The 22,454-nt window shown below is 63.7% G+C and carries 18 protein-coding genes; 8 read left to right on the forward strand and 10 right to left on the reverse strand.

The genetic code is table 11. The features are described from left to right. Positions 1-22 precede the first annotated feature (22 nt). From BIU91_RS05350 to BIU91_RS05395, 10 genes are all read right to left on the reverse strand, one after another. Positions 23-637, reverse strand: a complete 615-nt coding sequence (locus tag BIU91_RS05350; RefSeq protein WP_071404523.1) for an NUDIX hydrolase — start codon at positions 635-637, stop codon at positions 23-25. 7 nt (positions 638-644) lie between these two features. Then, positions 645-1,886 carry a glycosyltransferase gene (locus tag BIU91_RS05355; protein ID WP_071404524.1) on the reverse strand — a complete coding sequence of 414 codons (1,242 nt, stop codon included), beginning with the start codon at positions 1,884-1,886 and terminating at the stop codon, positions 645-647. Positions 1,887-1,939: 53 nt separating this feature from the next. Then, positions 1,940-3,136, reverse strand: a complete 1,197-nt coding sequence (locus tag BIU91_RS05360) for an MFS transporter (RefSeq protein ID WP_171907782.1) — start codon at positions 3,134-3,136, stop codon at positions 1,940-1,942. 41 nt (positions 3,137-3,177) lie between these two features. After that, positions 3,178-4,158: a diiron oxygenase gene (locus BIU91_RS05365; protein ID WP_171907783.1), complete on the reverse strand. Its 981-nt coding sequence runs from the start codon at positions 4,156-4,158 to the stop codon at positions 3,178-3,180. Positions 4,159-4,305: 147 nt separating this feature from the next. Continuing rightward, complete coding sequence (locus BIU91_RS05370; protein WP_071404526.1) at positions 4,306-5,727, reverse strand: aldehyde dehydrogenase family protein; 1,422 nt, start codon at positions 5,725-5,727, stop codon at positions 4,306-4,308. A 2-nt stretch (positions 5,728-5,729) separates the two neighbouring features. Continuing rightward, the gene (locus BIU91_RS05375; protein WP_071404527.1) at positions 5,730-6,647 is read right to left on the reverse strand and encodes an isocitrate lyase/phosphoenolpyruvate mutase family protein; all 918 of its coding nucleotides are present in this window, start codon (positions 6,645-6,647) and stop codon (positions 5,730-5,732) included. 3 nt (positions 6,648-6,650) lie between these two features. Then, a complete protein-coding gene (locus tag BIU91_RS05380) occupies positions 6,651-7,220 on the reverse strand; it encodes a thiamine pyrophosphate-dependent enzyme (RefSeq protein WP_071404528.1) in 570 nt (189 codons plus the stop codon). Positions 7,221-7,222: 2 nt separating this feature from the next. Then, positions 7,223-7,735 carry a thiamine pyrophosphate-binding protein gene (locus BIU91_RS05385; RefSeq protein ID WP_071404529.1) on the reverse strand — a complete coding sequence of 171 codons (513 nt, stop codon included), beginning with the start codon at positions 7,733-7,735 and terminating at the stop codon, positions 7,223-7,225. Further along, a complete protein-coding gene (gene asnB / locus BIU91_RS05390) occupies positions 7,732-9,669 on the reverse strand; it encodes an asparagine synthase (glutamine-hydrolyzing) (protein WP_071404530.1) in 1,938 nt (645 codons plus the stop codon). The genes BIU91_RS05385 and asnB overlap by 4 nt, the downstream gene beginning before the upstream one ends. Beyond that, positions 9,657-10,400, reverse strand: coding sequence for an NTP transferase domain-containing protein (locus BIU91_RS05395; RefSeq protein ID WP_071404531.1), 744 nt, complete (start codon positions 10,398-10,400; stop codon positions 9,657-9,659). Before BIU91_RS05395 ends, asnB begins: the two co-directional genes overlap by 13 nt. Positions 10,401-11,720: 1,320 nt before the next feature. Here BIU91_RS05395 and BIU91_RS05405 point away from each other — a divergent pair. The 8 genes from BIU91_RS05405 (at position 11,721) to BIU91_RS05435 (ending at position 22,442) form a co-directional block, all read left to right on the forward strand. Beyond that, entirely contained in the window at positions 11,721-13,391 is a 1,671-nt protein-coding gene (locus BIU91_RS05405; protein ID WP_084740677.1) for an AMP-binding protein, read from the forward strand. Then, entirely contained in the window at positions 13,388-17,707 is a 4,320-nt protein-coding gene (locus tag BIU91_RS05410; protein ID WP_084740680.1) for a type I polyketide synthase, read from the forward strand. The genes BIU91_RS05405 and BIU91_RS05410 overlap by 4 nt, the downstream gene beginning before the upstream one ends. Beyond that, complete coding sequence (locus tag BIU91_RS05415; protein WP_071404535.1) at positions 17,700-18,149, forward strand: 6-carboxytetrahydropterin synthase; 450 nt, start codon at positions 17,700-17,702, stop codon at positions 18,147-18,149. Before BIU91_RS05410 ends, BIU91_RS05415 begins: the two co-directional genes overlap by 8 nt. Beyond that, complete coding sequence (locus tag BIU91_RS05420) at positions 18,139-18,768, forward strand: alpha/beta hydrolase (RefSeq protein ID WP_071404536.1); 630 nt, start codon at positions 18,139-18,141, stop codon at positions 18,766-18,768. Before BIU91_RS05415 ends, BIU91_RS05420 begins: the two co-directional genes overlap by 11 nt. Then, positions 18,758-19,315 carry a GTP cyclohydrolase I gene (gene folE / locus BIU91_RS05425; protein ID WP_084740683.1) on the forward strand — a complete coding sequence of 186 codons (558 nt, stop codon included), beginning with the start codon at positions 18,758-18,760 and terminating at the stop codon, positions 19,313-19,315. Before BIU91_RS05420 ends, folE begins: the two co-directional genes overlap by 11 nt. Before the next feature lie 12 nt (positions 19,316-19,327). After that, positions 19,328-20,578 (forward strand): MFS transporter, encoded by a 1,251-nt coding sequence (locus BIU91_RS05430; protein WP_084740686.1) that lies wholly within the window; start codon positions 19,328-19,330, stop codon positions 20,576-20,578. 259 nt (positions 20,579-20,837) lie between these two features. Then, complete coding sequence (locus BIU91_RS18450; RefSeq protein ID WP_139196659.1) at positions 20,838-21,668, forward strand: hypothetical protein; 831 nt, start codon at positions 20,838-20,840, stop codon at positions 21,666-21,668. 12 nt (positions 21,669-21,680) lie between these two features. Continuing rightward, positions 21,681-22,442, forward strand: coding sequence for a class I SAM-dependent methyltransferase (locus BIU91_RS05435; RefSeq protein ID WP_139196660.1), 762 nt, complete (start codon positions 21,681-21,683; stop codon positions 22,440-22,442). The last annotated feature ends 12 nt before the right edge of the window (positions 22,443-22,454 follow it).

Raw genomic sequence — 22,454 nt, forward strand, 5'->3', positions numbered from 1 at the left:
ACGCGTCACGGTGATCCGTGCGCTATGAGACCGCTGGTAGGGAGTCGACGTGCGCGAGTACCCAGTTGAGCGCGAGGTGGGTGAGCGCGTTGTGGACTTCACCGCTTGCCAGGAGCGCCGCTACTTCGGCGACGGGAACTCGACGCAGTTTCAGGGCCTCCCCTTCGACCGTTGTGTACCAGCCGTCGATGCGCTCCGCTTGCCCGACCACTGCGAGGTGCAGGGAGGTCTTCTCGCCGGTGAACCCTGGGGAGATGATGAACTCGCTGATTAGTGTGGAGTGGGTCGCGTGGAGGCCTGTCTCTTCCTCCAGTTCTCGAAGGGCTGCCTGCTCGGCCGTCTCTCCTGGGTCTACGAACCCGGCGGGCAGCTCGATGTCAGTCTTCCAGCCGTGCTTTGCGAAGAGTCCGGCTCGCACCTGTTCGATCAGATAGATCGAGTGGTCTTCAGGGTTGTAGGGGATGACTGCCGCGAGGTCGGGTAGGTCGACGCAGTTCACGGTGAGGCGTTGGACGGACACGGGAGTGGTGGCCGTCAAGTTGTACTTCGTGGTTGCCCGTGTCGCGGTGGATGTCGTGACGGGGCCGAGCTCTACCTCTTCTGCTTCGCCGGGATCGGCGGTCTTTCGGTCGGTCATCGCTTGCCTACTTCGCCAACGTTGCGTGGAGCCAGGTTCCGATGTCGTCGAGACTCATGTTGAGTTGCTCCGCCGGCGCAATTTTTCGCCCGTCGAGGAAGACTCCCTCTTCCCCTGCCTGCAGGACGGTGAGGATGTTGTCCTGATCCAGGAGGTACTCCTTGATGAGGTCGGCCACTTGGCGGTTGTGGGGGAGCTCGTACTTCTCGACGACGTGCACCCAGCCTCGGAGTTTCTGCAACCAGACGCTGGCGTTGCTGAGTGGGATCCACGTGGTCTCGGCGTCGGAGTCGAGCGACACGACTGGAACCGTGACGAGAGGCGTGTCCGCGCTCTTGAGTCGGCCGAGTATGTCGTAGTCGACGCAGAAGTCGAAAACGTCCAGGTCGCGGAGCATCTCGGTGAGGTAGACCCGCTCGAACATCTTGAACGGGCACGTCACGTCACGGAGGACCAGGTCGAACGCGAGGAGCTGACGGACGCGCTTCAGAACGTAGTTCGCGGTGCTTTCGCTGTCGCGGGATTCCTGCCAGTGGGAGACACGGGTGGAGCGGCGGTCGCCGATTGCGGCCTTCACGTCGCCTGCGACCAGCGGTTCGAGCAGCAATCCGAGCTGTCCGAGGTTGTTGCTGTTGTCGCAGTCGGTGAACATCACGTAGTCGTGCTGGTCCTCGACTGCGCGCTGAAGACCAAGTATCAGGGCTCCGCCCTTGACGGACTGGTCCACGCTGGCGAGCTTGCTCAGGGGCAGGCTCCTGGCGGGGATCGCGTCGCGGAGGCGGAGGAGGTCGATGCCGGTGAAGCCCTCCTCTTCGATGATGATGCGGGCGACGTCGAGGCTTCCTTCGGGGCATTCGTCGTCCACGATGTAGAGGTGCCAGGTGAGGCTGGTGTTGTCGCACAGCCAGTTCAGCTCGGTCACCTTGGCTCGCAGAGCATCCTCGCCGGTCGGGTTCTCGGCGGTGTTGGGCTGGAGGCGACGCGCTTCCTTCCAGACCGTGAACACCACGCCGATGCTCGTCGGAGTTGTGATGGAGAGAGCGACCCGCTTCGAGGCCGCCAGGTAGGTCACCAGCTCGGCGAGGATTCCGTCGCCGTCAGCGAGATCGAGAATGCCTTCCTCATCCTGAACGTCGGCAGCCACGAGGTGATCAGCGATCCGGAACGCTTCCGTCCGGTAATCCCAGTCACTCAGGAATCGGACGAGGTACTCGCTGCTCGGTTCGATCTTGCTGGTGGTGACGCTCAATGGTGTTCCTTTCGATTGGTCGTACTTGCGGGTTGAAGCGGCTGGGGCCCGCGCTACGCCATGCCTCGGTCGGACATTTCGCGCGATGTGGCCTTCTGACGGACGACGATTGCGAGCGCGCCCAGCGCCACGATGGCGGTGATCAACGCCGCAGTTCCATAGACCGCGCGGTACGGAGCGGGGAACGCAGCCAGTAGGGCGATGAGCAGGCCTGCAACTACAGCGCCGATACGTCGTGTGTTGGTGAAGAGACCTGATGCGAGGCCGGGGCTCGGGAAAATTTCCTGGAACACGGTCAGGCCGACACCTGCGACGACGGCGAAGAACCATGCGTTCAGCGGCTGCAGGATGAGCAGCTGCCACGGGTGCGTCACGAATGCAGCGGCACCGTAGTAGAGGACGCCAGCCGTGAAACCGGTCAAGAGGAGTACCCGGGGCGCCACCCGGTCGTGCAGACGGCCGATGAAGAGGAGGGCTGGGATCTCGAGCAATGCAGCGGCGCCGAGGACGACGCCCGCCCAGAGAAGGGGGCTGTGCAGGTCGCGGGAAACGAAGAGCGAAGCGATCGTGACGGTGGCGATGTTCGTCGCTTGCAGGAACACGAAACTGCCGACGGTCACCCAGCGCGACCAGCCGCGCAACTGTGCCAGCAGTTTCGGGCGAGGGGCACTGTCAGGTTGGATGGAGGCATCGCGCCAACGGATGAGCAGCACCGCGGTGACGACATTCACCACGGCGATGATGCCAATGAGGATCAGCGCCGCCGGGGACCCAGCCACACCCGTGCAGAAGGTGGCAAGCGGTGGACCGACGACCCATGCGAAGGACACGATCGCCCGGGTGCGGATGACCTGTGCCGGCGGTGCGCCTTCGTGACGGAGCTGTGCGAAGAGCAGCGTGGACCCGACGCCGGGCGGACCACCGAGGACGACGAGCGCGAAGACGGCGATCGGCAGGGACGTCGTCAAGGAGAGCACGGCCACCAAGGCGACGCCAGCGATACCGCAGACCAGCAGCGGCCGGAGGTAGTTGCCTGTTCGGTCGGCCAGAACGGGTATCACCAGCGAGGCGATGAAGCCACCGACGTTGTACACCCCGAGCGCCAAACCGACCTCCGCTGGGCTTGCGTTGTACAGCTCGACAAGGAGGACAGCGAGCAGCGGATTGAGGACCGCGAACTGTAGTGCCCAGAACCAGGCCGCCGCGGGCCATACGATCCGGCCGTGGTGCTGCGTCGTCGTTGCGGTCACGCTTGTCCCCTCGTCGTCGAGTACATGAGCATCAGGGTGCCCTACCCCAGCAGCCCGAGTTCCGCTGCGGAGTCGTACGCGGCGGCGTTCTCGAACACGTCCAACTCTTGCAGGTAGGTCAGCAATTTCGAGGACGTCGCCTTGTTGTATGCGTGGCACAGCTCTTGGGAGAAGACGTCGGCGAGGACCTGCTGAATCTGGTCGTTCGGCATCCGGTAGGACGCGAGCTCGGCGGCGATGGAGGGGCGGTCGGGGTCGAGGAAGACGTCGATGAGCTTGGGGAAGAGCCGTGCGATGAAATCGCGTTCCCCGGTGTCCAACGTTGCCCAGAGGAACTTCAAGTAGGAGGCAAAGTAGGCGTGGTGACGGCCCTCGTCCACCGCATGGTCTCGGACGGTGTCGGTCACTGCCGGGTCGACACGTTCTCCCCGAGCGACGTCGGTCAGGGTCGCGGAGATTAGCGTTTCGGAGACGATAGTGAACGCCACCTCGATCAGCCCCGCGAGTCGCGGCTCATGCTGCGCCTGCATGGCGCGGAGGCGATCGAGGAAGTACGGGTCGTCGTCGAGCTTCGGCGCCGCGAGGTCGGTCAGCGCTTCCGCTTGCCGGATCAGATCGATCGAGAAGTAGGCGTGGTACGCCTCGTCGCAGTAGATCTTGAACGCGTCGAAGCGCATCTGTTCAGGGATCGGAACTGCGATGCTGCCGTTCGCGATGCCGAGCGTGACGTGGTTGACGACCAGGTACTCGAGCTTCGCCGTGAAGTGCAGGTAGCGGTACATCTGACGCGTCTGGATCTGCGCGAGAACATCGGGTCCGAGGCTGCGCACCAGGGGATGCGATGCGATCGGCACCAGTTCTTCGGGGAACAGGGACAGCGTCGAATTGGGCTGCAGGACTCGTCGCGGCGCAGACCGCACGCTTGCGCGTTCATCCCACTTCGTGAAGGCGGACCGATAGCTCAAGGTTGCGTGGTCGGCGTCGACGGCCGGTCCTTCCGCGGTTCGTTGCAAGCTGGCCATCGGGCAGAATGCTGCCGCGGCGCAGCCGGTGAAGAGACCTACCGTGCCGCACATTCTTGCACCGCCTTCGTCTTTCTCGTGGGTTGCGAGGCTTGCGGTGTTCCGGGGCGTTGCGGGCTTCGGTGCCCGCGGCGAAGGGCGGCGGTGTCAGGAGCCATCGATGGTCACCGTTCTGGTCTCGAGGAAGAACTCGACGCCGTCCTCGGAGCATTCGGCAGGTCCGAACTGTGAGGCCTTCGCGCCGATGTGAGGCATGTGTGGGAAGGCGCCGGTGCCGGCCCGGTTGACGTGCAGCATGCCGGCTTCTGCTTGGTCAACGAAGCGGGCGATCGCTCGCAGGTCCGTTGTGAAGATGGCAGCGGACATCCCGTAGGGCACGGCGTTGTTGATGGCGATTGCTTCTTCGAGGGTCGCTGCTTTGAGGACGACGAGGAGCGGTCCGAAGACCTCCGTCTGCGCCAATGATGCTGTTGGTTCGAGGCCGATGACCACGGTGGGTGCCATGAAGTTGCCCTCCTGGCGAACCTGGTGGCCGCCGCAGGCGATAGATCCGCCGTCGTCGAGGCTGCTCTGCACCGCCCTGAGGCAGCGCTGCAGCGCTTCGTCGGTGATGAGGGGTCCGAGGTCCGCTCTCGCGTCCTCTGGTGGCCCAGGCTGGAGCGATGTTGCTCGGGCGACGATGCGCTCGACCAGGGCGTCGTGGACGGTTGCGTCCACGATGACGCGGCTCGTCGCGGAGCATCGTTGGCCGGATTGACCGAATGCACCGCTGACGATCGCGTCCGTGGCACGGTCGAGGTCGGCGTCGGCCAGGACGATGACGGCGTTCTTCCCGCCCATTTCCAGCTGTGTGCGGGCCATCGTCCGCGCCGCTGCTTGCTGAATGGCACGGCCGACCTCGACGCTGCCGGTGAAGCTGACCGCGCGGATCAGAGGACTCGACACCAGCAGTTCGCCGGTGACAGCGTCACCCTGCACAACCGTGATGACGCCGTGCGGCACGCCTGCTTGCTCGGCGAAGTCGGCGAGTAGTTGCGCCGTTCTAGGTGCGAGCGGCGACGGCTTGAGGACAACGGTGCACCCCGCAACGAGTGCTGGCGCGAGCTTCCATGCCGGGATGGCGAGGGGGAAGTTCCACGGTGTGATGAGCGCGGCCGGACCGACGGGCCGCTTGATGGTTGCGCTGCTGGTGTGGGGTGTGTCCGAGGGCAGGGTCACGCCTGCTGTGCGTCGTCCGAATCCTGCCGCGTGACGGATAAGGGCGACGGTCCGCTCGACTTCGGCGTCCGCGTCCGCAGTTGGCTTGCCGTGTTCGGTCCCGATGCTGTCGGCGAAGCGTGCGGCGTTCCGGCTGATCAGGTCCGCGAGCCGGAAGAGGATGTCGCCGCGGCGGACGGCGCCCACGGACGCCCACTCCGCGGACATGCTCGTCGCGTGTTCGACGGCGTCGTGGACGGCCTGCGTCCGCCCTGCGGGGAATGTGTGCTCGAGCCGGCCGGTAGCGGGATTGACCTTCAGGAGGGTCGGAGCGTCCTCGATGATCGGGGTCCTCGTGCTTGTGGCTGTCATGGTCAGCTCACCTGCGGGGATCGTGCTTCGACTCCCACTGCGATGTCGCGTCCGATGGCTTCGAAACGGGCTTCGCTCTCGACGTGTTCGGCCATGTCCTGGAGCGCGAAGACGTCTTTCAGCGGCGCGATGGACTGGTCCACGGACGCGGCGGATCCGCTGGTGAGGATGGTTCGAAGGGTGGTCAGAGTCGAGGTGATCGCGCTACGGAGGCCCTGGTTGGCGTAGATGGCCAGCGACGCACCCATCAGCTGCAGGTCGTCGAGGCTGGTGTCCTTGTAGGTCGTGGGAACGACGACGACCGGGATCACACCTTCGTACGCTTCGAGGAACTCCTTGATCTCGGCAGCATCAGTGCGCTTCGAGTGAATCAGGAGTGCGTCCGCTCCTGCTGCTTCGTAGGCGCGGGCGCGGAGAAGCGCCTCGTCGAGTCCGTAGCCGGCGATGAACGCTTCGATCCGGGCGATGACCACGAAGTCGGCTGAGGTGCGGTTCGCCCGTGCGGCGGCGAGCTTGCTGCAGAAGTCTTCGACGGGGACCAGTGATTGGTTGCCTGCGACGAAACTGTTGAGCTTGGGGAAGGTCTTGTCCTCGATGCAGACGCCCTGGACACCGGCGGCCTCGTAGGCGCGCACCATCGCTACGACGTTCGCGGTACCGCCGAAGCCGGAATCGCAGTCGGCGAGGACGGGGATGGAGACCTTCGCGGCCATCGAGGCTGCGACGGCGAGGACGTCGCTCATCGTGAGGATGTTCGCGTCCGGGACCGCCATCGATGCTGAGATCTCGAGGCCGCTGGCCCATACGACGTCGTATCCGGCTTGTTCCACCAGGCGCGCGGTGAGGGCGTTGTGGGCACCGGCTGCGCTGCCGATGCGGCCGGAATCGAGGACGTCGCGGAGGGTTCGTGTAGTCGTCATTGCCTATCTCCCCAAGGTGTTTTCAGTGGTTGTCTGCAGGTAATTCCTGAACCGATCGCGGAGTCCCTTTGGTGTCGATGACACGCGAGGGCCGATCGGGGTTTCTCTCGGCGAGACGCGGATACGCGCGAAGGCCGGGAAGCGTTCGATGTCGTTCAGAGTTGCGAGGTCCTCTGGGGTGGAGATGTCGAGGACCGTGAAGTAGCCGAGTCCTCGTGCGACCTCGGCGAGGTGCCCGGACGGTGCAACGTGCTGGCCGCCGGTGCTGCCGTGTTGGCCGTTGTCGAGGACGACATGGAGGATCTTGTGCCCGCTTCCGGCGACGCTTGCTGCTCCGCTGAGGTTCATTGCCGCGGAGCCGTCTCCGTCGATGGCGATGACGGTGCGTCGGGGTTGTTTGATGGAAATGCCCAGGGCCACGGGGCCGGCCATGCCCATGGAACCGACGAGGTAGAAGTTGCCGTCGCGGTCGTCGAAGTTGAACAGGTCCCGGGAGATGTGTCCGCAGGTGGCGACGATGGCAGCGTCCGGGTAGGCGCCGAGGAGTGCCGTGAAGGCGTCGTCGTATTGCATGCTCAGATCCCCTCGGTGATGAGGACGACGAAGGGCCTGCCTGCTTGGACTGCTCGGATGCCGGCTTCGATGGCATCGGCTGGGTTCGCGGAGTCCAGAACAGCGTGGCCGATGCTGACGACATCGAGGAGGTTCGTGATCTCCCGGCCGATGATGTCGTGTTCCACGGCGTCGGTGCCGTCGTAGCCTCGCCAGCTCATGATGATGAGGGGGTGAATGTCGTAGATGAGCGTGAGGCTCGTGAGGACGTTCAAGGAGTACCCGAGTCCGGAATTCTGCATCAGCACCACCGGGTTCGCGCCTGCGAGCCGGGCTCCGACGGCCATGCCGACGGCGGTGTCCTCCCGGGGGGCGGCCACGTACTCGATGGCGGCGTTCCTTCCGCCGCGTTCGAGTGCGGAGAAGAGTCCGGCCAGCAGCGAGCACGGGACTCCGGTTGCGAAGTCGATGCCGTGGTGTTCGAGGATGGCGAGCACTTCGTCGGCGACGGAGGTCGCGGTGCTGACTGCGCTCACGAGTGCACCACCTCTCGCATCCAGATCGCGACGTTCATGTACATCCAGACCTTCTTCCCGTAGAAGTCGTGGTCGAGTTGTTGGGGGCGGCTGAGGAACCGCTCCATCGCTGATCGATCGAAGAGGCCGTCGCGCGCGGTCGCGTCGTCGAGGAGTACCTCTCGCGCCTGGGTCAGCATCCCGTCGCGCATCCAGTCGTCAAGCGGTGTCGGGAAACCCATCTTCTTGCGAGAGGTGAGCTCGGCCGGGAGGTATCGGTCGGCGACCTTTCGCAGCACCGTCTTCGTCGTGTCGAGCGTCTCGGAGGCTCGGAATGCCGGCGTGACTAGGGATCGCAGCTGCGCGGAGCGGCTGTTCCACGCCATCTTGTACCGGGTCGGCATGTTGATGAAGGTCTCAACGAGTTCGTGGTCCACGAACGGCACGCGACCTTCGAGGCTGGCCGACATGCCAATGGAATCGACCTTGTCGAGGATGGCGCCGATGTGGAGATGCTGGAACGTGTGCAGAACCCGGTCGTATGGGTCGGCATCCGCCGTGCGTGCGAAGGAACGCTCGAATGGGGCCCGAGTCGCCTTGTCGCCCTGCAGCGCGTCGCGGGTGTCGGTGGAGAAGAGTTGCCACTTCTCCTCGAACGGGACCCAGTTGTACATCCGGTAGAAGTGCTCGAGGTGCGATTCCACGTCGAGGTTCGCGGCGATCGACGTCTGGCTGGTCGGCCGACCGGATGCGATGCGTCGAGCGATCGACGCGGGGATGACCCGTCGCAGTGCAGCCGTCTTCTTCCAGTCCAGCGGTGACCGCATCACACGCCCGTAGCCCCCGAAGAGCTCATCGGCGCCGTCACCGGAGAGGGCGACGGTGACGTGGCGCTTCATCTCCTTTGACAGCTCATGTACCGCGATCTCCTGCGGGATGGACAGCGGGGCGTCGCGGTGCCGGATCAGCGGGGCGAGCCCCTCCTTGTACGTGTCCTGGTCGACGACGAGGTGGGTGTGTTCCGCCCCGACGTAGTCCGCCACCTGCTGCGCGAAGATCCCTTCGTCGTAGGCGCCTACCCCGTACCCGACCGAGAACGTCTGTACGGGACGGTCCACACGTCGAGCCATCATCGCGACGATGAGGCTGGAGTCGAGCCCTCCGCTGAGGTAGGAACCCAGCGGGACTTCCGAGACGAGGCAGCGGTCGATCGCCTTCCCCAGCATCTCGTCTGCGAGGTCGATCCATTCGGCCTCGGACTTCGAGTCGTCGATGTCCGGCACTGGTAACTGCCAGTACTCGCGGTCAACGATGCTGCCGTCGAAGACCTCGACGAGATGTCCGGGCAGTACCTTCTCGATGCCGTCGAAGTAGTTGTTCTCCCACACCGGCTGCCGGAAGGTGAGGTAGCTCGAGATGCCCGCGAGGTTCGCCTTCTTCTCGAAGCCCGGCACAGCGAAGATGGACTTCATCTCGGACGCGAAGACGAACCGACCGTTCACCTTCGCCCAGTAGAGCGGCTTGATGCCGAGGCGGTCACGGGCGAGCAGAAGTCGGTTCGTGCGCCCATCGTGGATGCCGAACGCGAACATCCCGTTGAGACGGTGTACGACGTCGGGACCCCATTCGAGGTATCCGCGGAGGATGGATTCGGTATCGCTCGACGTCCGAAATCGGTGGCCTCGCGCTTCCAACTCGGCGCGCAGTTCCCGGTAGTTGTAGATCTCGCCGTTGAAGACCAGTGACACCCGTGCGTCGGCATCCACCATCGGTTGCTGGCCGTGCGGGACGTCGATGACGCTGAGGCGCTTGAACCCGAGCCCAAGGGGTCCATCGACGTGGTACCCGGATTCATTCGGACCGCGGTGGTCCTGGCAGTCGTTGATCGCGGTGAGGGTGTCCCGGTCGGTGAAGGGACGGCCGTCGAGCTCGAGGATTCCTGCTACTCCGCACATGATGTCTCCTTCTCGTAGGCGCGTTCGAAGATCGAACGAGCGCGTGTGTAGTCCTCGGGGGTGTCGACCTCTGCCCACCGGTTCCTGCCCACGGGTACGCACTCGACACTCAGGTGTGAGGCAGCGATTGGGAGCACCGCTGTGTAGTAGTCGAGACGGTTGCGCCGGTCGTTGAACCGCTGCGCCGCTTCCGCTGCGACTGCTGCGCACGCTTGTTCGCTGAGCTTCAGGACCCCCACGAAGTTCCCGTCAGCGTCGTCTGGCGGAACTTCGTTCCCGATCTCGAACCGCTGTTCGCGCATACGGACCCGCATCGTTCCAGAGAGTCGCGACGTCGTGTCGACGGCCAAGGCGATGTCGGCAGTTGACGCCAGGACGTCCGCGATGAGTCCGTCGTCGAAGATGACGTCCCCGAACAAGATGACCCGGCCGCCGCCGCCGGCGGTGAGGAGGTCAGCGTTCGCACCGAGGGTCCACAGGTTGTTCGCGTCCTGCCATCCGTTCCACACACGCACTTCAGCGTGTCCGTCCAGCGCCTTGGTGAGCTCTTGCCACTTGAAGCCGGCGATGACGGCGACGTGACCAACCCCGCAAGCGTCCAGCTGCGCGCGTGCCCGGTCGATCAATCGGACGCCCCCGATCTGCAGCAGGCACTTCGGAAGGTCGCTCGTGACGTCAACGGCCCGGGTTCCCGATCCTGCACAGAGGAAAAGTGCTGACGTGCCGCTCATGAGCGAACCGTGCAGGCGGACGCGGACGCTTCATTCGCAAAGCCCGTAGTAAAAGACCACGAGCCCCCTCCTGCGCGTGCTGTCTTCTCTCGCGGGTCGCCGCAAGCCGAGCGACAACCTTCCCCTGCGAGTTCACTTCTTCGTGACATGTGCACCTCCCCAGATGCAGTGCGCAGACCGTTCTGTGCACTCTTCAAAGCAGGGCTGTACCACTCCGTGCAGCCCCCGCTCACGGCGCCGAGCGTCTTCGACGTCGTCGTCCGTTGCACTACGGAACGTAACCCCCCGTTCACGTGGCGTGCAAGAGATGTTGAGAAAAAGTTCGAATCTGAACAGGTCGACAGGTGGGGTTCGCGCCTCAGCTTGTCCCGACCCTGCGGCGACATCCGACCGGTGTGCACGCGCTGACGCGCGAAAGCGTGGATGCGCCTGGTCGGGCCCGAACGAACGTTGACCGTGCTGGCGTGGATCATCCAGCTAAAGTGCAACCCCAGTTGGGGCGCGATGCGGAAGGGGTCCGAAGTGTTGCTCGCCTATGCGCGATCGGGATCGATTCCGCTCGAAGTGCCGTGGAGTGAGTTGCGGCGTACTGAGAAGCTGAACTCCCGAGACCGGCAGATGTCCCTGACGGGCTACGTGCTTGCCAGACAACTGCTACTGGACGCCGGTCTGGGCGTTCACGAGCTGCGACGCCGTTGCAGCAATTGTGGTTCGGGTGCGCACGGTGCGTTGGTCTCCCCGCACTCGACAATCTCTGTTAGTCATGCCTCTGATCACGTGGTCGTCGCCGTAGACCCCTTGAGCAGGCCGCTCGGCGTCGACATCGAGACCGTGGAGCGCGCGCACGAGATTCGCGCCGTCTGGTCTCAGGTTTCACTCAGTGAAGCCCCAGCGGACCCGCTCTCCGTTGTCGCTCACTGGACTCGCTTAGAAGCCACGTCGAAGGCGCTCTCCCGCGGACTAGCGATGGACTTCAGGTCGATTCGAATGCCCGCGGTTGGGCAGATCCGTGCCGAGGGGCAAGTCTTTCGGGACACGGCGCTGATGGGCTTGCCATCAGGGATTGTTGGATCCGCCGTGCTCGGGATGACGGGCAGGTGCGAAGACGATGCAGCGGTCCCATCTTGGGGTCAAGTGCGCCAGATCGTCCTTAGGTAGCCGTCATGGCCAGCGCCATCGCATCACCCCGGCGCCGAGATGTAAGCGCTTGCATTGGGCGTCGACCCTCGTTAGCGTCGAGGCGTCACGTCGTGAAGTTGCGAGGTCTTGGGGGGACGAGTGGGTTCTAGTGCATCGACGGTCGGCGGAGGGCGCGCCGCCATGGAACCTTGGGAAGCATTGGATCTTCCGAATGCCTTCACGTTCGGACGCGGTCGAAGCCCCGTCGAGTTCGACCTCGCAGAACGCGTCGGCACCCTGCAATCGCTTCTTGTGTCTGCCGGAATGCGCGGGGAACTTCTCGGTATCGATTCGCAGGACAAGTCCCAAGTAGCGGTCGCGCGCTTAGCAGCGCTCCGTAGTAGATTGCCGCATGCTTTGTGGGAAGGTGCGTCCGATATTGCCAGCGTCCGCCTGTATCGGACCCTTGACGTCTGGGAGTTTGAGACCACCCGCTCGTCCGAGGGGATCGCATTCAGTCCGGAAGACGCATATCTCGTCAGCAGCTCAGGGACTACGGGTGCCTCAAAACGTGCGATCATCGCACATTCGTCCCTTCGCGAGGTGTTCCGCGGCGTTCGAGACCATGTTGCGCCGGTCATTCCGAAAGGCGCTCTTTGGACGAGTTTCCATGCTCCCGAGTTCGGGTTCAGCTACTTCGAGATTCTCGGAGCGTGCGTCACCGAGGGCGCAGTGGGCTTCATTGCCGACTCGGGGGAAGCGGCGTATGAGACACTCGCAGCCCTGCCGCGGCGCGATGACCGGCCGATAGTGATGTCTCTGACGCCGTCAGAACTGCGAATGCTCACTTCGAAGTGGGGAGGGACAGGGGCTGGGGCCGTGATCCCGGACTTCATTGTGCTTAGTGGCGAACCGGTCGCTCGCGCTGGTCTGCGCGACTTCTTCGCCCTCCGTGGGGCAGCCGACACTAGGGTGATCAACACCTATGCGCTCATGGAGACCGGCGGCCAGATCGCGATAGGTGAAGTGACGTCAGAGAACCTCGAGGCTTTCGAGGCCGGATTCGCCGGGGAGCCGAGCACGGACGCCCCTCTTCGGCTTTTGGAACCGGGTGTTGAGTCCGAGCTATTGATCGGCGAACCGCTTTCGGCGGGCAGGTACTGCGATGCTGACGTGGTCGGGAACCGGTTTGAAGTCGACGACGGTCAGCGCTGGCTCCGTACTGGTGATCGTGGGGCGCTGCGCGACGGCGGCCTGTGGATTACCGGGCGGACTGCCGACCAGCGAAAGATCGGCGGTCGGTGGGTTGATCTGGCCTCGGCCGAGCGCGACGCGCGGTCGACCGCTCTCGTAGTGGATGTCGCGGCCGTACCCGTGGGGATCACCGATGAAACGAGCGAAGATGCTCTAGGACTTCTCGTGGTGGTCTCCTCGAGTGCTTCAGAGGTTGTTGTGCGGTCCGAAATCATGGCTGCTCTCGAATTCAAAGGAACCACGCGAATCGCTGTGGTGTCGTCGATTCCACGCTTGCCCGGCGGTAAGCGCGACGCCGCGGCCATTCGCGCGTTGATCGAAGCGGACCGTGCCGCTCCCGGTGAGACCGTCATCAAGTTCTGGCGAGACTTGCTGGGGGACGGAATCTCGCCGGACACGAACGTCCTGACAGCGGGTATTGACTCGCTTGGGCTCACACACGCCGCACGAGAACTCAGCCGTCGGATTGGCCAGGAACTCTTCGCCGGGTTCTTCGTGGAGTTTCAGACCCCGTCAAAACAACAGGCTGCGCTGCAAGGACCGCAGCATCCGGTCGCACCTCGGGTTCGACGAAGCGTCCAGCGTATCCGCCTTCAAATTGAGGAGCATGACGAATGAACAAGCAGTCGGGAGTGGCCCTTGTCGGGTACGGATGCCGGGCGCCAGGTGGCATCCGATCTGCCGACGATCTTTGGCGGGTCGCAGAGCGTGGCGACGACGTTCTCAGTCGCACATCCTCGAATGTGGGTGCGACACATCAGGAACGAGTCTCCTCTTATGGGACGCTTCGTGAAACGAACCGCTTCGCACGTAAATACTTCGGGTATTCGCCGAAAGATGCACGCGAAATTGATCCGCAGCAACGTCTGCTGCTCGAGTGCGCCGTCGAAGCCGTCGAAAATGGCGGTGTCGGCAACCTGCTGCATGAATACGAGCTAGGGGCGTTCTTGTCCTCCGGATCGAATTTCAGCGCTGAAGCGGACGGCGCCCTGAGCGCGAGCATTGGCGCTGACCCTCAGTACGCCGCCACCCGCGTCGCCTTCAAGCTCGGGCTCGAGGGTCCCGCCTTCAGCGTAGGGTCGGCGTGCTCCTCATCGCTCGTTGCCGTGCACGTAGCAGCACAGAGTGTCCTCTCCGGCGAGTGCGATTTCGCGCTTGCAGGGGGAATGGACATTGAATCGCCGCAACCGTCGTCCTACCTGTATCAACCCGACGGCATCCTCTCCCGCACCGGGCGGGTCCGACCGTTTGATGAGAAGGCGGACGGAACAGTCTTCGGCTCTGGCGGCGGTGTCGTCCTCCTCGCAGACCTTGACATCGCCATCAGACTCGGACTGCCAATCCGTTCCGTGATCAGTGCGACCGCAGTGAACAACGACGGTGCCGACAAAGCATCATTTACGGGCCCACGCACGTCACGCCAAGCGTCAGTGATCTCGACTGCGATGGCCAACGCAGGAGTCGCGCCCGACAACATCGTGTACCTCGAGACACACGGAACTGCGACCGCCGTAGGAGACCAATCGGAGCTGCGCGCGATCGCGACAGCCTTCCCGAAGCAATCGCCCGAGCGACCACTCAGGCTCGGCGCCCTCAAGGCGAACATCGGCCACACCCGCGTTGGCGCCGGCGTCCTAGGACTCATCAAGACCAGCGAGGTGCTCCGCCGACGGATCGCACCACCCCTGGCCAATCTCGATACTCCGTCTCGCGCATTGCACGCAAGTGGCTTCCACGCTCCTCGAACCGCGGAGCCGTTGCCCTCAGGTGTAATCGCGGCCGCAGTGAGCTCGTTCGGGTTCGGCGGAACGAACGCGCACGTCGTCTTGACCAGTGCACCGCCGGTACCCAATGGCGAAAGCTCGACTACGTCCTCCTCATCGATACTCAAGATATCGGCTGAACGTCCGGATCTGGCGATCGAGTACGCAAAACTCATCGAGCGCGGTCTACTCGAGCAAGGAACGAGCCGCGTTGCGGCGGCCCTCGAGAGCGGGCACGCCGCTCGTGCCTACCGAATCGCCCTTGGCACCACATCCGCTGGGGACGGCCGAATTGTCGCAGAGGGCTGGGCGTCGAGCCGGCCAGTCACTCTCGTGCTCCCCGGGCAAGCGTCCGGGGTGCAGCAGCTGGCACACGAGCTGTACGAGCAGGACACGATCTTCGCAACCTCTTTCGACGCCGCCTGGGCCGCCTTCTCTACCGAACTCAGGTCGAGCTACGGGCCGGTCGAACTTCTCGCATCCGTGGCGGGTGACCTGACCGTGTCCGAAAGACACGGGCGTGACGCCTGCGCCGCGTTTGCGATCGCGGCGACGTTGTCGAAGCGGGGTTTGCACGCGGACACGCTTGCGGGAGTGTCACTCGGCGAGTATGCAGCAGCGTGTGCGGCAGGCGTCCTCACGCTCGAAGACTTCGCTCGTCTCGTGATCGCTCGTTCGAGAATGCTGGGGGCAGCGAGCGTCAGCGGGACTCTCGTCGCTTCGGCCGCTCTCATTTCCACTGAGACCGCATTCCCTGCTATCCGGTACGCCAACGGCACCACCGTTTACGCAGTTGCCGATGCAGGGTCCCTCGCCTCGTTCGCGCACATCAAGCCTCTTGAAGCAGACCAGCCTTATCACTCGCCGATGCTGGAAAAGGTGGCATCGGAACTCGAAGTCGTGGCAGCGTCGTTCGTGCACAGGCCATCCGGCCGGTTCCGCTCGCTCGTAGATAGCTCCGGCGAACCGACGACGTGGGGCGCTCATTGGGCCGCACATCTCACGTGCACGATCGATCTCGCTCGACTCGTCCAAGAGGACGAGAATCCGATCATCGTCGATGCCACTCCCAACGGCTCTGCGACCCGCGGACTCGTCGGCGACGTCGTCCGCTTGTTCGACGGGTCTAACGACTGGTTCGCTGCACTCGGCCGGGCATGGGTCCGCGGCGTGGACGTCCGCGTCGGGCCTGAGCACTCGATCCCGATGGCGGTGCTGCCAGAGCGGCCGTTCGATTCTGAGACGATCGAGACGCCGCACGAGAAGCAGTCGCCGGCGCCGGTACTCGAACGCACGGAGCGACAAACAAGCATCTCCGACTGGACGTACCAGCCGTCGTGGACACGCAAGCGCCGCTCCGCGCTCAGCGCGACCGCGGCTGGCGAGCGATGGCTAGTCTTTGCCGACGAAGGCCCCGTCGCAGAAGCCGTTCGCGACGAAGCCGCCCGCACTGGCGCTGACGCTACCTTTGTCACATCCTCGGCTAAGTCCAACCGCCCGGGTGGCGTCCACGCCGCCCCGGGCGATGAATCATCCGTCGCAGCTGCCGTCGATGCGGTTGTGGCAAGCGGGCCGGTTGACCGGATCTTGCATCTCTGGTCGCTGGCGTCCAAGGACGATGACGTTGATGTGGAATCCGGCATCGCGAGCGTTGACGCTGAACTTGAAGCGGGTTTCTACACTTTGCTCTGGGCTGTGCAGGCACTCGCTCGGGCTCAAGGGTCTCATCCCCTCCGATTGGAGATCGTTTCCCGCGGCGCGCACCCGTTCGACGAGAACACTCCTGGGGCACACCCGTCACGAGCGACGCTGAATGGAGCCACCTTCGTCGTACCCCAGGACTTCCCCTTCGTTCGCGCACGCTCCATTGATGTTTCCGGCCTCACCGACGTGGCTGCGGCTCAGGAGGTCGCTGCCGAGCTGTTGACCGCGGACGAGGATGTCGTAGTCGCATTCACTGAGAACGCGCGATGGGTGCGCGGCTTCGAGCGGGAGCGCCTCGCCCCGGTCGCCGCCGGCCAGGCGCGCAGGCTCAAGGAGGGCGGCGTCTACCTGATCACCGGGGGTCTTGGCGGGATCGGGACGACGATCGCGTCGTTCCTCGCTCGCAACTACCGGGCAAATCTCGTCCTGACCAGCCTTGACGGCGCGCCCACCGAAGCCGAGGTCCGCGCAGGCGAACCAGCAGACGAGCGAGACAACCCCGACTTGGTCCGGCAACGTATCCGCACAATCCGCGAACTCGAAGCGCTTGGAGCCACCGTCCTCGCACGCGCAAGTGACGCAGCCGACTTGGCATCCACACGACAGTTGCTCGACGAGGTCGACGATCGGTTCGGCCGGCTCGACGGCCTCGTGCATGCCGCGGGGGTGTTCGAGACGCAACGAGCATTCCGCGCTCTCGACGACACCGGCCGCGAGGACTGTGACCGACGAATTCGGCCGAAAGTGCATGCGACTGTCATCCTGACGCATCTGCTGCGCGAGCGGGGGATGGACTTCGCGCTCATGCAGTCGTCATTGTCCTCCCACCTCGGCGGGCTGGGCTTCTACGCCTACACGGCAGGCAACTCGTTCATGGACGCCTATGCTGAGCGATTCCGCTCCGATCGGTTCCCTTCTATGAGCGTTAACTGGGACGGATGGGTGTTCCATGAACGATCCACCGACAGTCGTTCATCTGTGATCTCGCCTTCTTTCGCATCGCCCGACTTCGGTGTCGTCGCAGAAATCGCCATCCGCCCGAGCGAAGGAGCGGCGATCTACGAGCAGCTCATGGACAGTGTCGAGCCGCATCAAGTCCTTGTCTCCACCGCCGACTTCCCAAGACGCGTTAGGGAATGGGTTGGTCGCGACACCACTCGGGTGACTACTCCTCCGTCGCGTCGTGCCGAGCGAATCGAGCCCTCCGATGGCGGCCGCGGGCTCACCGCCGCCGAACAGACCGTGTCGGCAATCTGGTCGGAGGTGCTCGGTGTTCAGGACCTACAGCCCGAAAGTAACTTCTTCTCGCTCGGTGGTGATTCGCTCATTGGTGTGACGCTGGCGTACGAGATGAGCAAAGCAAGTGGGAAGGTCGTGTCCGTCATATCGCTATTCGAGAACCCGACCCTGGAGGCGATGGCTCGAATCTATGACAACGCTGGAACTCTGGAGGCCGCTCATGTATAGCGTTATCAAGCTCTTCGACGATCTGCCATGTGCCCACCGTGCGTGGGCGCAAGGCGGCAACTGCGTCTTCCTCCACGGCTACGAACGCTCTTTCGAACTGACCTTCGAGGCAGAAGCGCTCGAGATCGGAACCGGTTTCGTCGTCGACTTCAGTCGACTGAAAGGCATCCGAAAGCTGTTGGAGTCGCAATTCGACCACACCACCGTCATCGCGGAAGACGACCCGATGCTCGCCGAGTTCGAGCGCATGCACGAACTCGGCGTGCTGGATCTTCGCGTGATGATGCAGGCAGGCATGGAAGGTGCGGCGCAGTGGGTGCTCGAGAACGCCGACGCCTTCATCCGACGCGACACCGGCGGTCGAGTACGTGTCGTCCGAGTTCTCGCACGCGAATCACGCAAGAACGCCGTGACCTACGAGCGAGCGCCCAGTGGCGACTGACGCGGCCGCGATCACCCTTCCCGAAGATCCAACGAGACGGCTCCTCATCCTGCACGGATGGGACCACTCGCCGGCGCACTGGGTGATGCTCCAGCGGTGGATCGCGCGGGACAACATCGAGATCATCTGTCCCGATTTGCGAGAACTCGCGCTCGCCTCGCCATATGGCGCTGGCACACTCGAACGCAGCCAATGGATCGTGGACGAGCTCATCAAGACCTACATGCGCGATGGAGTGAGTTGGATCGCAGGTCACTCGGCTGGCGCACAGTTGGCTGTAAGGGTCGCGACCACCCACGAGAGTCGGATTGTCCTCGTCGATCCGATTGCATCGATGTTCGAGATCACCACGCAGCCGACGAAGCTCGTTTCGACGTTGAGCGCTGAACGGCGAGCCGCGAACTCCGACGCCCTCGATGAACTCCGCGGCCGGGTCACGCTGCTTCGGGGTGAGCATTCCGCGTTGTTCCCGCGGGACGTCGCCGTGAGCTTCGCGCAGCGACTGAATGCGCGACTACATGCAGTACCAGCAGCAGGCCATTCGCCGCACCTGGATAACCCCGAAGCGCTCGCGACCGAACTTGCGCGCACATTCCTCGAGGAGAAACATGACAACTGACGCCTTCACTCTGCCGGAGACCGACACCGCCGTCGATGGAGCGCGGATGATGCTCGAAGGGCTCGGCTTGGACATCACCAAGCCGCACCTTGCCGCTACGCCGATGCGGCTCGTCGCCGCCTACCGTGAGCTCTTCAGCCCACGACCGTTCCAACCGACCACGTTCGACAACGATGCCGAATACCATGGGCTCGTGGTCGTCCGGGACATCCCGCTACGGTCGGTATGCGAACACCATCTCCTCCCGTTTGTCGGCACCGCGAGAATTGGGTACGTCCCCGGCGAACGTCTTCTCGGACTAAGCAAGATTGCACGAGTGTTAGAGCACTTCGCCGGCAGGCCCCAGGTGCAGGAGCGACTGACGAACGAGACCCACGATTGGTTCGCGGAGCACCTCTCGCCACTCGGCATCGGTATCGTCATTGACGCGGAGCACACTTGTATGACTCTGCGTGGTGCACGGGCGACGGGTGCCTTCACGACTACTTCGCGGTTCTCCGGGAGCCTCGCCGAGGACGGCGCCCTGCGTCGCGAGTTTGTGGGCTGAGGGCCTCTTGTGATGTCCGAAAAGCTGCCACCTCTTCGCAACAGAACCATCTCCGCCAACTCGGCGCTTCGCTTCCCAGCGTTCCGACGCCTATTCATAGCGCAATCGATATCAGTCACTGGCGACGCCGCGTACGCGGCGGTCCTCGCGTGGTATGCATTCGAGACGACCGGATCCAGTGCGGCGGTGAGCATCGTTCTCGGCACGGTCGCGGTGACGACACTCGCCTCACTCCTGATCGGTGGCGCGCTCGCGGATCGCTTCGACCGCCGGTTGCTCATGGTTATCAGTGACGGCTCACGTGCCGTCCTCCTCGCCGTCCTCGCCGTGATGATCCTGACCGGACAAGACTCGCTGGTGGCGCTCGTTATCGTCACTGGCGTGGCCGGCCTGGTCGACGGACTGTTCACCCCGGCGATCAACGGGTCGATCCCCGACTATGTACCAGAGAGAGCGCTGACGTCGGCCAACGGGCTGATGGGATTCACCCGAGCGACTTTCTCCATCGTCGGCGCGGCGCTCGGCGGTGTGCTGTACGCAGCGCTTGGCGCCGGCATCGTCGTTGGCATCAACGGAGCAAGTTTCCTGCTCTCTGCAGTCCTCCTTGCCACCCTGCCGCGCATACATCGGAAGCCGGACACCGACGCCGGCAGCAATGCGCAGGAGGGCGCCTTCAGATCCATCTGGCTCGGTCTGAAGTACGTGGGAACGGTACCCGTCCTCATGTCGATCCCTATCGCCGCCTTCGCGATCATGATCGCCGACGCCCCTACATCCGTACTCATGCCCGCGGTGATCAAGTTGCACTTCGATGGGGGCGCGGGAACGATCGGCGCGATCAATGCGGCTGTAGGGCTCGGAGCCGCAGTCGGATCACTCGTCATCGGCCGGATCGGCGGCGGCAAGCGACCGGCAATCGTGATCTTCGGTTCCTGGGCGCTAGCGCACCTGCTCGCCGCAATTCTCATCGCCCAGGAATCTATCGTCGTCGCCGTCGTCTTGAGCGGGCTTCGTGGGCTCCTGTCCGGTGCCGGGGGCGCGCTCTGGAGTGACATGCTCATGCGTAACGTCGACCGGAGAATGCTGTCGCGCGTTTTCAGTATCGACAGCTTCGGCGTCTCGGCCCTCACGCCGATTGGCGTCGCGCTGACCGGCCTACTCGCGAGTAACGCAATCGCGGTACCGTTCGTCGTTGTAGGGCAACTCATCGCGTTCGCCCTCATGGGTCTGCTCCTCCTTCGGAGGCCAATCCGTGACGCGTGAAGCAACTTCGACGACGGCTTTTCTGCCCGATGCTGCATCCTTTCTCCAATCTTCGTACCCCACTTTGATCGCGCCCAACCGGTTCTACCTTGTGCGGGCCTGGGACTTACCTAGGGGGCTCAGTCCGACCGAGGTAGGCAGCATCGTGACCGCTCTGCGGGCTCGTCATCCGGCGCTGACTTCAGCGCTTCGGCAGGGAATCGACGGGTGGGCTGCCACTCACGAACCGCGACCGGTCTCGGCCGTCCAGCGAGTCGAGATGGCTGCCATCCCAGTAGAGCGACGCGCAGATCTTGTCCAGGACCTGGCCGATGCGCTCGGGGCAACGCTTGCCGTAGACGGAGGTGCGCTGACAAGCTTCGTGCAGGTCGTCGCCGGGCCAGGCGACAGGGACTTCCTACTCGGAGTCCTGCATCATCTTGTCTGCGATGAGTACTCGCTTCGTGTTCTTGGCCGCGATCTCCAGGGGCTCCTCGACGGGCGTCCTCTGGATGGGCAGGACGGATACCTCAACCTCCTGGAACGCCTCGGTGAGCCCGTCGAACACGTCCGATCTGCACCAGTGAAACCGATTGTCCTGCAGGCCCAGACGACTGTTCACGTCGCGGCCTCGGGAGTGGACCCTCGGGGTCGCGTGGAGCGCGTCCTCTGCGCCGCGTTAAGCCGGTTGGCTGAGGTCATCGCGTCGCCCCCGATCTACCAGCGAGTCCATCACGGCCGCGATGCCATCGACGCCGCCGCTTACCCGCAGGATGCCGTCGAGCTCATGGGTGCAGTTGGATGGTTCACACAGACCCGTTCCTACCGCGGGCACGACGGAGAACCGGCGCCGAGGCGGGTACCCGCTGACCTGTGGTTCAACACATTCGGTAGCCCTATTAGTCGGAGCACGTCGGGCGAGGAGTCGTGGGCCAACGGTCTGGGATTCCCAAAAGACCCATGCTTCGAGGGCACACCTCTTGCCCTCGAACTCACGACTGGTCCGTCAGAAGATCTGCTGCGTTTCGTATGGAGCGAGCGTATCTGGCGGCGACCCGACGTCGAGCGTATCGCGCGCCTCGTTCGAGCCGATATCACCGAAAACCCCTGAGCTAGGAGCCCCGTGTTCGAAACCACTAACCCAGACCTCGATGACTACATCAATGGCCCATATCTCGACGTACGAGGTATGTCGTCAGCTATCGGTGCCAGTGTCAGCGGTACGATCCTTCGCCTGCAACAAAAGAACCTCATCAACGGTGACGTCCTCGAGGTGGGAGCGTTCGAAGGCCGGTTCATGATTCCTCTCGCCCTCGCGGTCGGCGATAGCGCTACAGTCATCGGAGTCGACACGTTCAACTGGCCGGACGAGCACGTTCGGCACCGACTTGAATCGAACCTTCAAGCCGCGGGAGTGCCCATGGCGCACGTCCGCATCGTGTCAGGTGCATCTCACGATGAAGAAGTCCGGCGTCGCCTGAGCGAGTCCCGGTACCGATTCGTCCACCTCGACGGTGACCATACTGGCCCGTCCCTTTCTAGCGACCTGGATTTCGCGGCAAAGCTCCTCGTCGAGGGAGGAGTAATCTGCATCGACGACATGGCCCACCCGGAATACCCGTTTCTCGTCGAATCGGTAGGAGCATTCCTCCGCAAAAACAACCACTTAGCCGTCTTTGCGGTCACGGATCGCGAGAGCTTTGTACAAGCGGCCAAGCTGTTCGTGGCGGACGTGGAATGGGGGGCGAAGTACTCCGCTGAACTAAGAGTCCAGTACTCGTCAAACGTCTTCGCGCACGGCCCGAAGGTCGGGAACCCAGATGCGGTACTCCTCAGCACCAACGAGACTGTGATCGATCTAACACCACCGGAACTGAAGCGCTGAAGCGCCGTCGCG

It is taken from the genome of Curtobacterium sp. MMLR14_002 (genome assembly GCF_001864975.1).
Classification (GTDB): Bacteria; Actinomycetota; Actinomycetes; order Actinomycetales; family Microbacteriaceae; genus Curtobacterium; species Curtobacterium flaccumfaciens.

What these genes read in the sequence shown, in the direction of transcription:
- BIU91_RS05350 (WP_071404523.1), bottom strand. Translation starts at nt 637, where the DNA reads ATGACCGACCGAAAGACCGCCGATCCCGGCGAAGCAGAAGAGGTAGAG.
- BIU91_RS05430 (WP_084740686.1), top strand. Translation starts at nt 19,328, where the DNA reads ATGTCCGAAAAGCTGCCACCTCTTCGCAACAGAACCATCTCCGCCAAC.
- BIU91_RS05395 (WP_071404531.1), bottom strand. Translation starts at nt 10,400, where the DNA reads ATGAGCGGCACGTCAGCACTTTTCCTCTGTGCAGGATCGGGAACCCGG.
- BIU91_RS18450 (WP_139196659.1), top strand. Translation starts at nt 20,838, where the DNA reads ATGGCTGCCATCCCAGTAGAGCGACGCGCAGATCTTGTCCAGGACCTG.
- BIU91_RS05405 (WP_084740677.1), top strand. Translation starts at nt 11,721, where the DNA reads ATGGAACCTTGGGAAGCATTGGATCTTCCGAATGCCTTCACGTTCGGA.
- BIU91_RS05370 (WP_071404526.1), bottom strand. Translation starts at nt 5,727, where the DNA reads ATGACAGCCACAAGCACGAGGACCCCGATCATCGAGGACGCTCCGACC.
- BIU91_RS05365 (WP_171907783.1), bottom strand. Translation starts at nt 4,158, where the DNA reads ATGGCCAGCTTGCAACGAACCGCGGAAGGACCGGCCGTCGACGCCGAC.
- BIU91_RS05410 (WP_084740680.1), top strand. Translation starts at nt 13,388, where the DNA reads ATGAACAAGCAGTCGGGAGTGGCCCTTGTCGGGTACGGATGCCGGGCG.
- BIU91_RS05375 (WP_071404527.1), bottom strand. Translation starts at nt 6,647, where the DNA reads ATGACGACTACACGAACCCTCCGCGACGTCCTCGATTCCGGCCGCATC.
- BIU91_RS05415 (WP_071404535.1), top strand. Translation starts at nt 17,700, where the DNA reads ATGTATAGCGTTATCAAGCTCTTCGACGATCTGCCATGTGCCCACCGT.
- asnB (WP_071404530.1), bottom strand. Translation starts at nt 9,669, where the DNA reads ATGTGCGGAGTAGCAGGAATCCTCGAGCTCGACGGCCGTCCCTTCACC.
- BIU91_RS05380 (WP_071404528.1), bottom strand. Translation starts at nt 7,220, where the DNA reads ATGCAATACGACGACGCCTTCACGGCACTCCTCGGCGCCTACCCGGAC.
- folE (WP_084740683.1), top strand. Translation starts at nt 18,758, where the DNA reads ATGACAACTGACGCCTTCACTCTGCCGGAGACCGACACCGCCGTCGAT.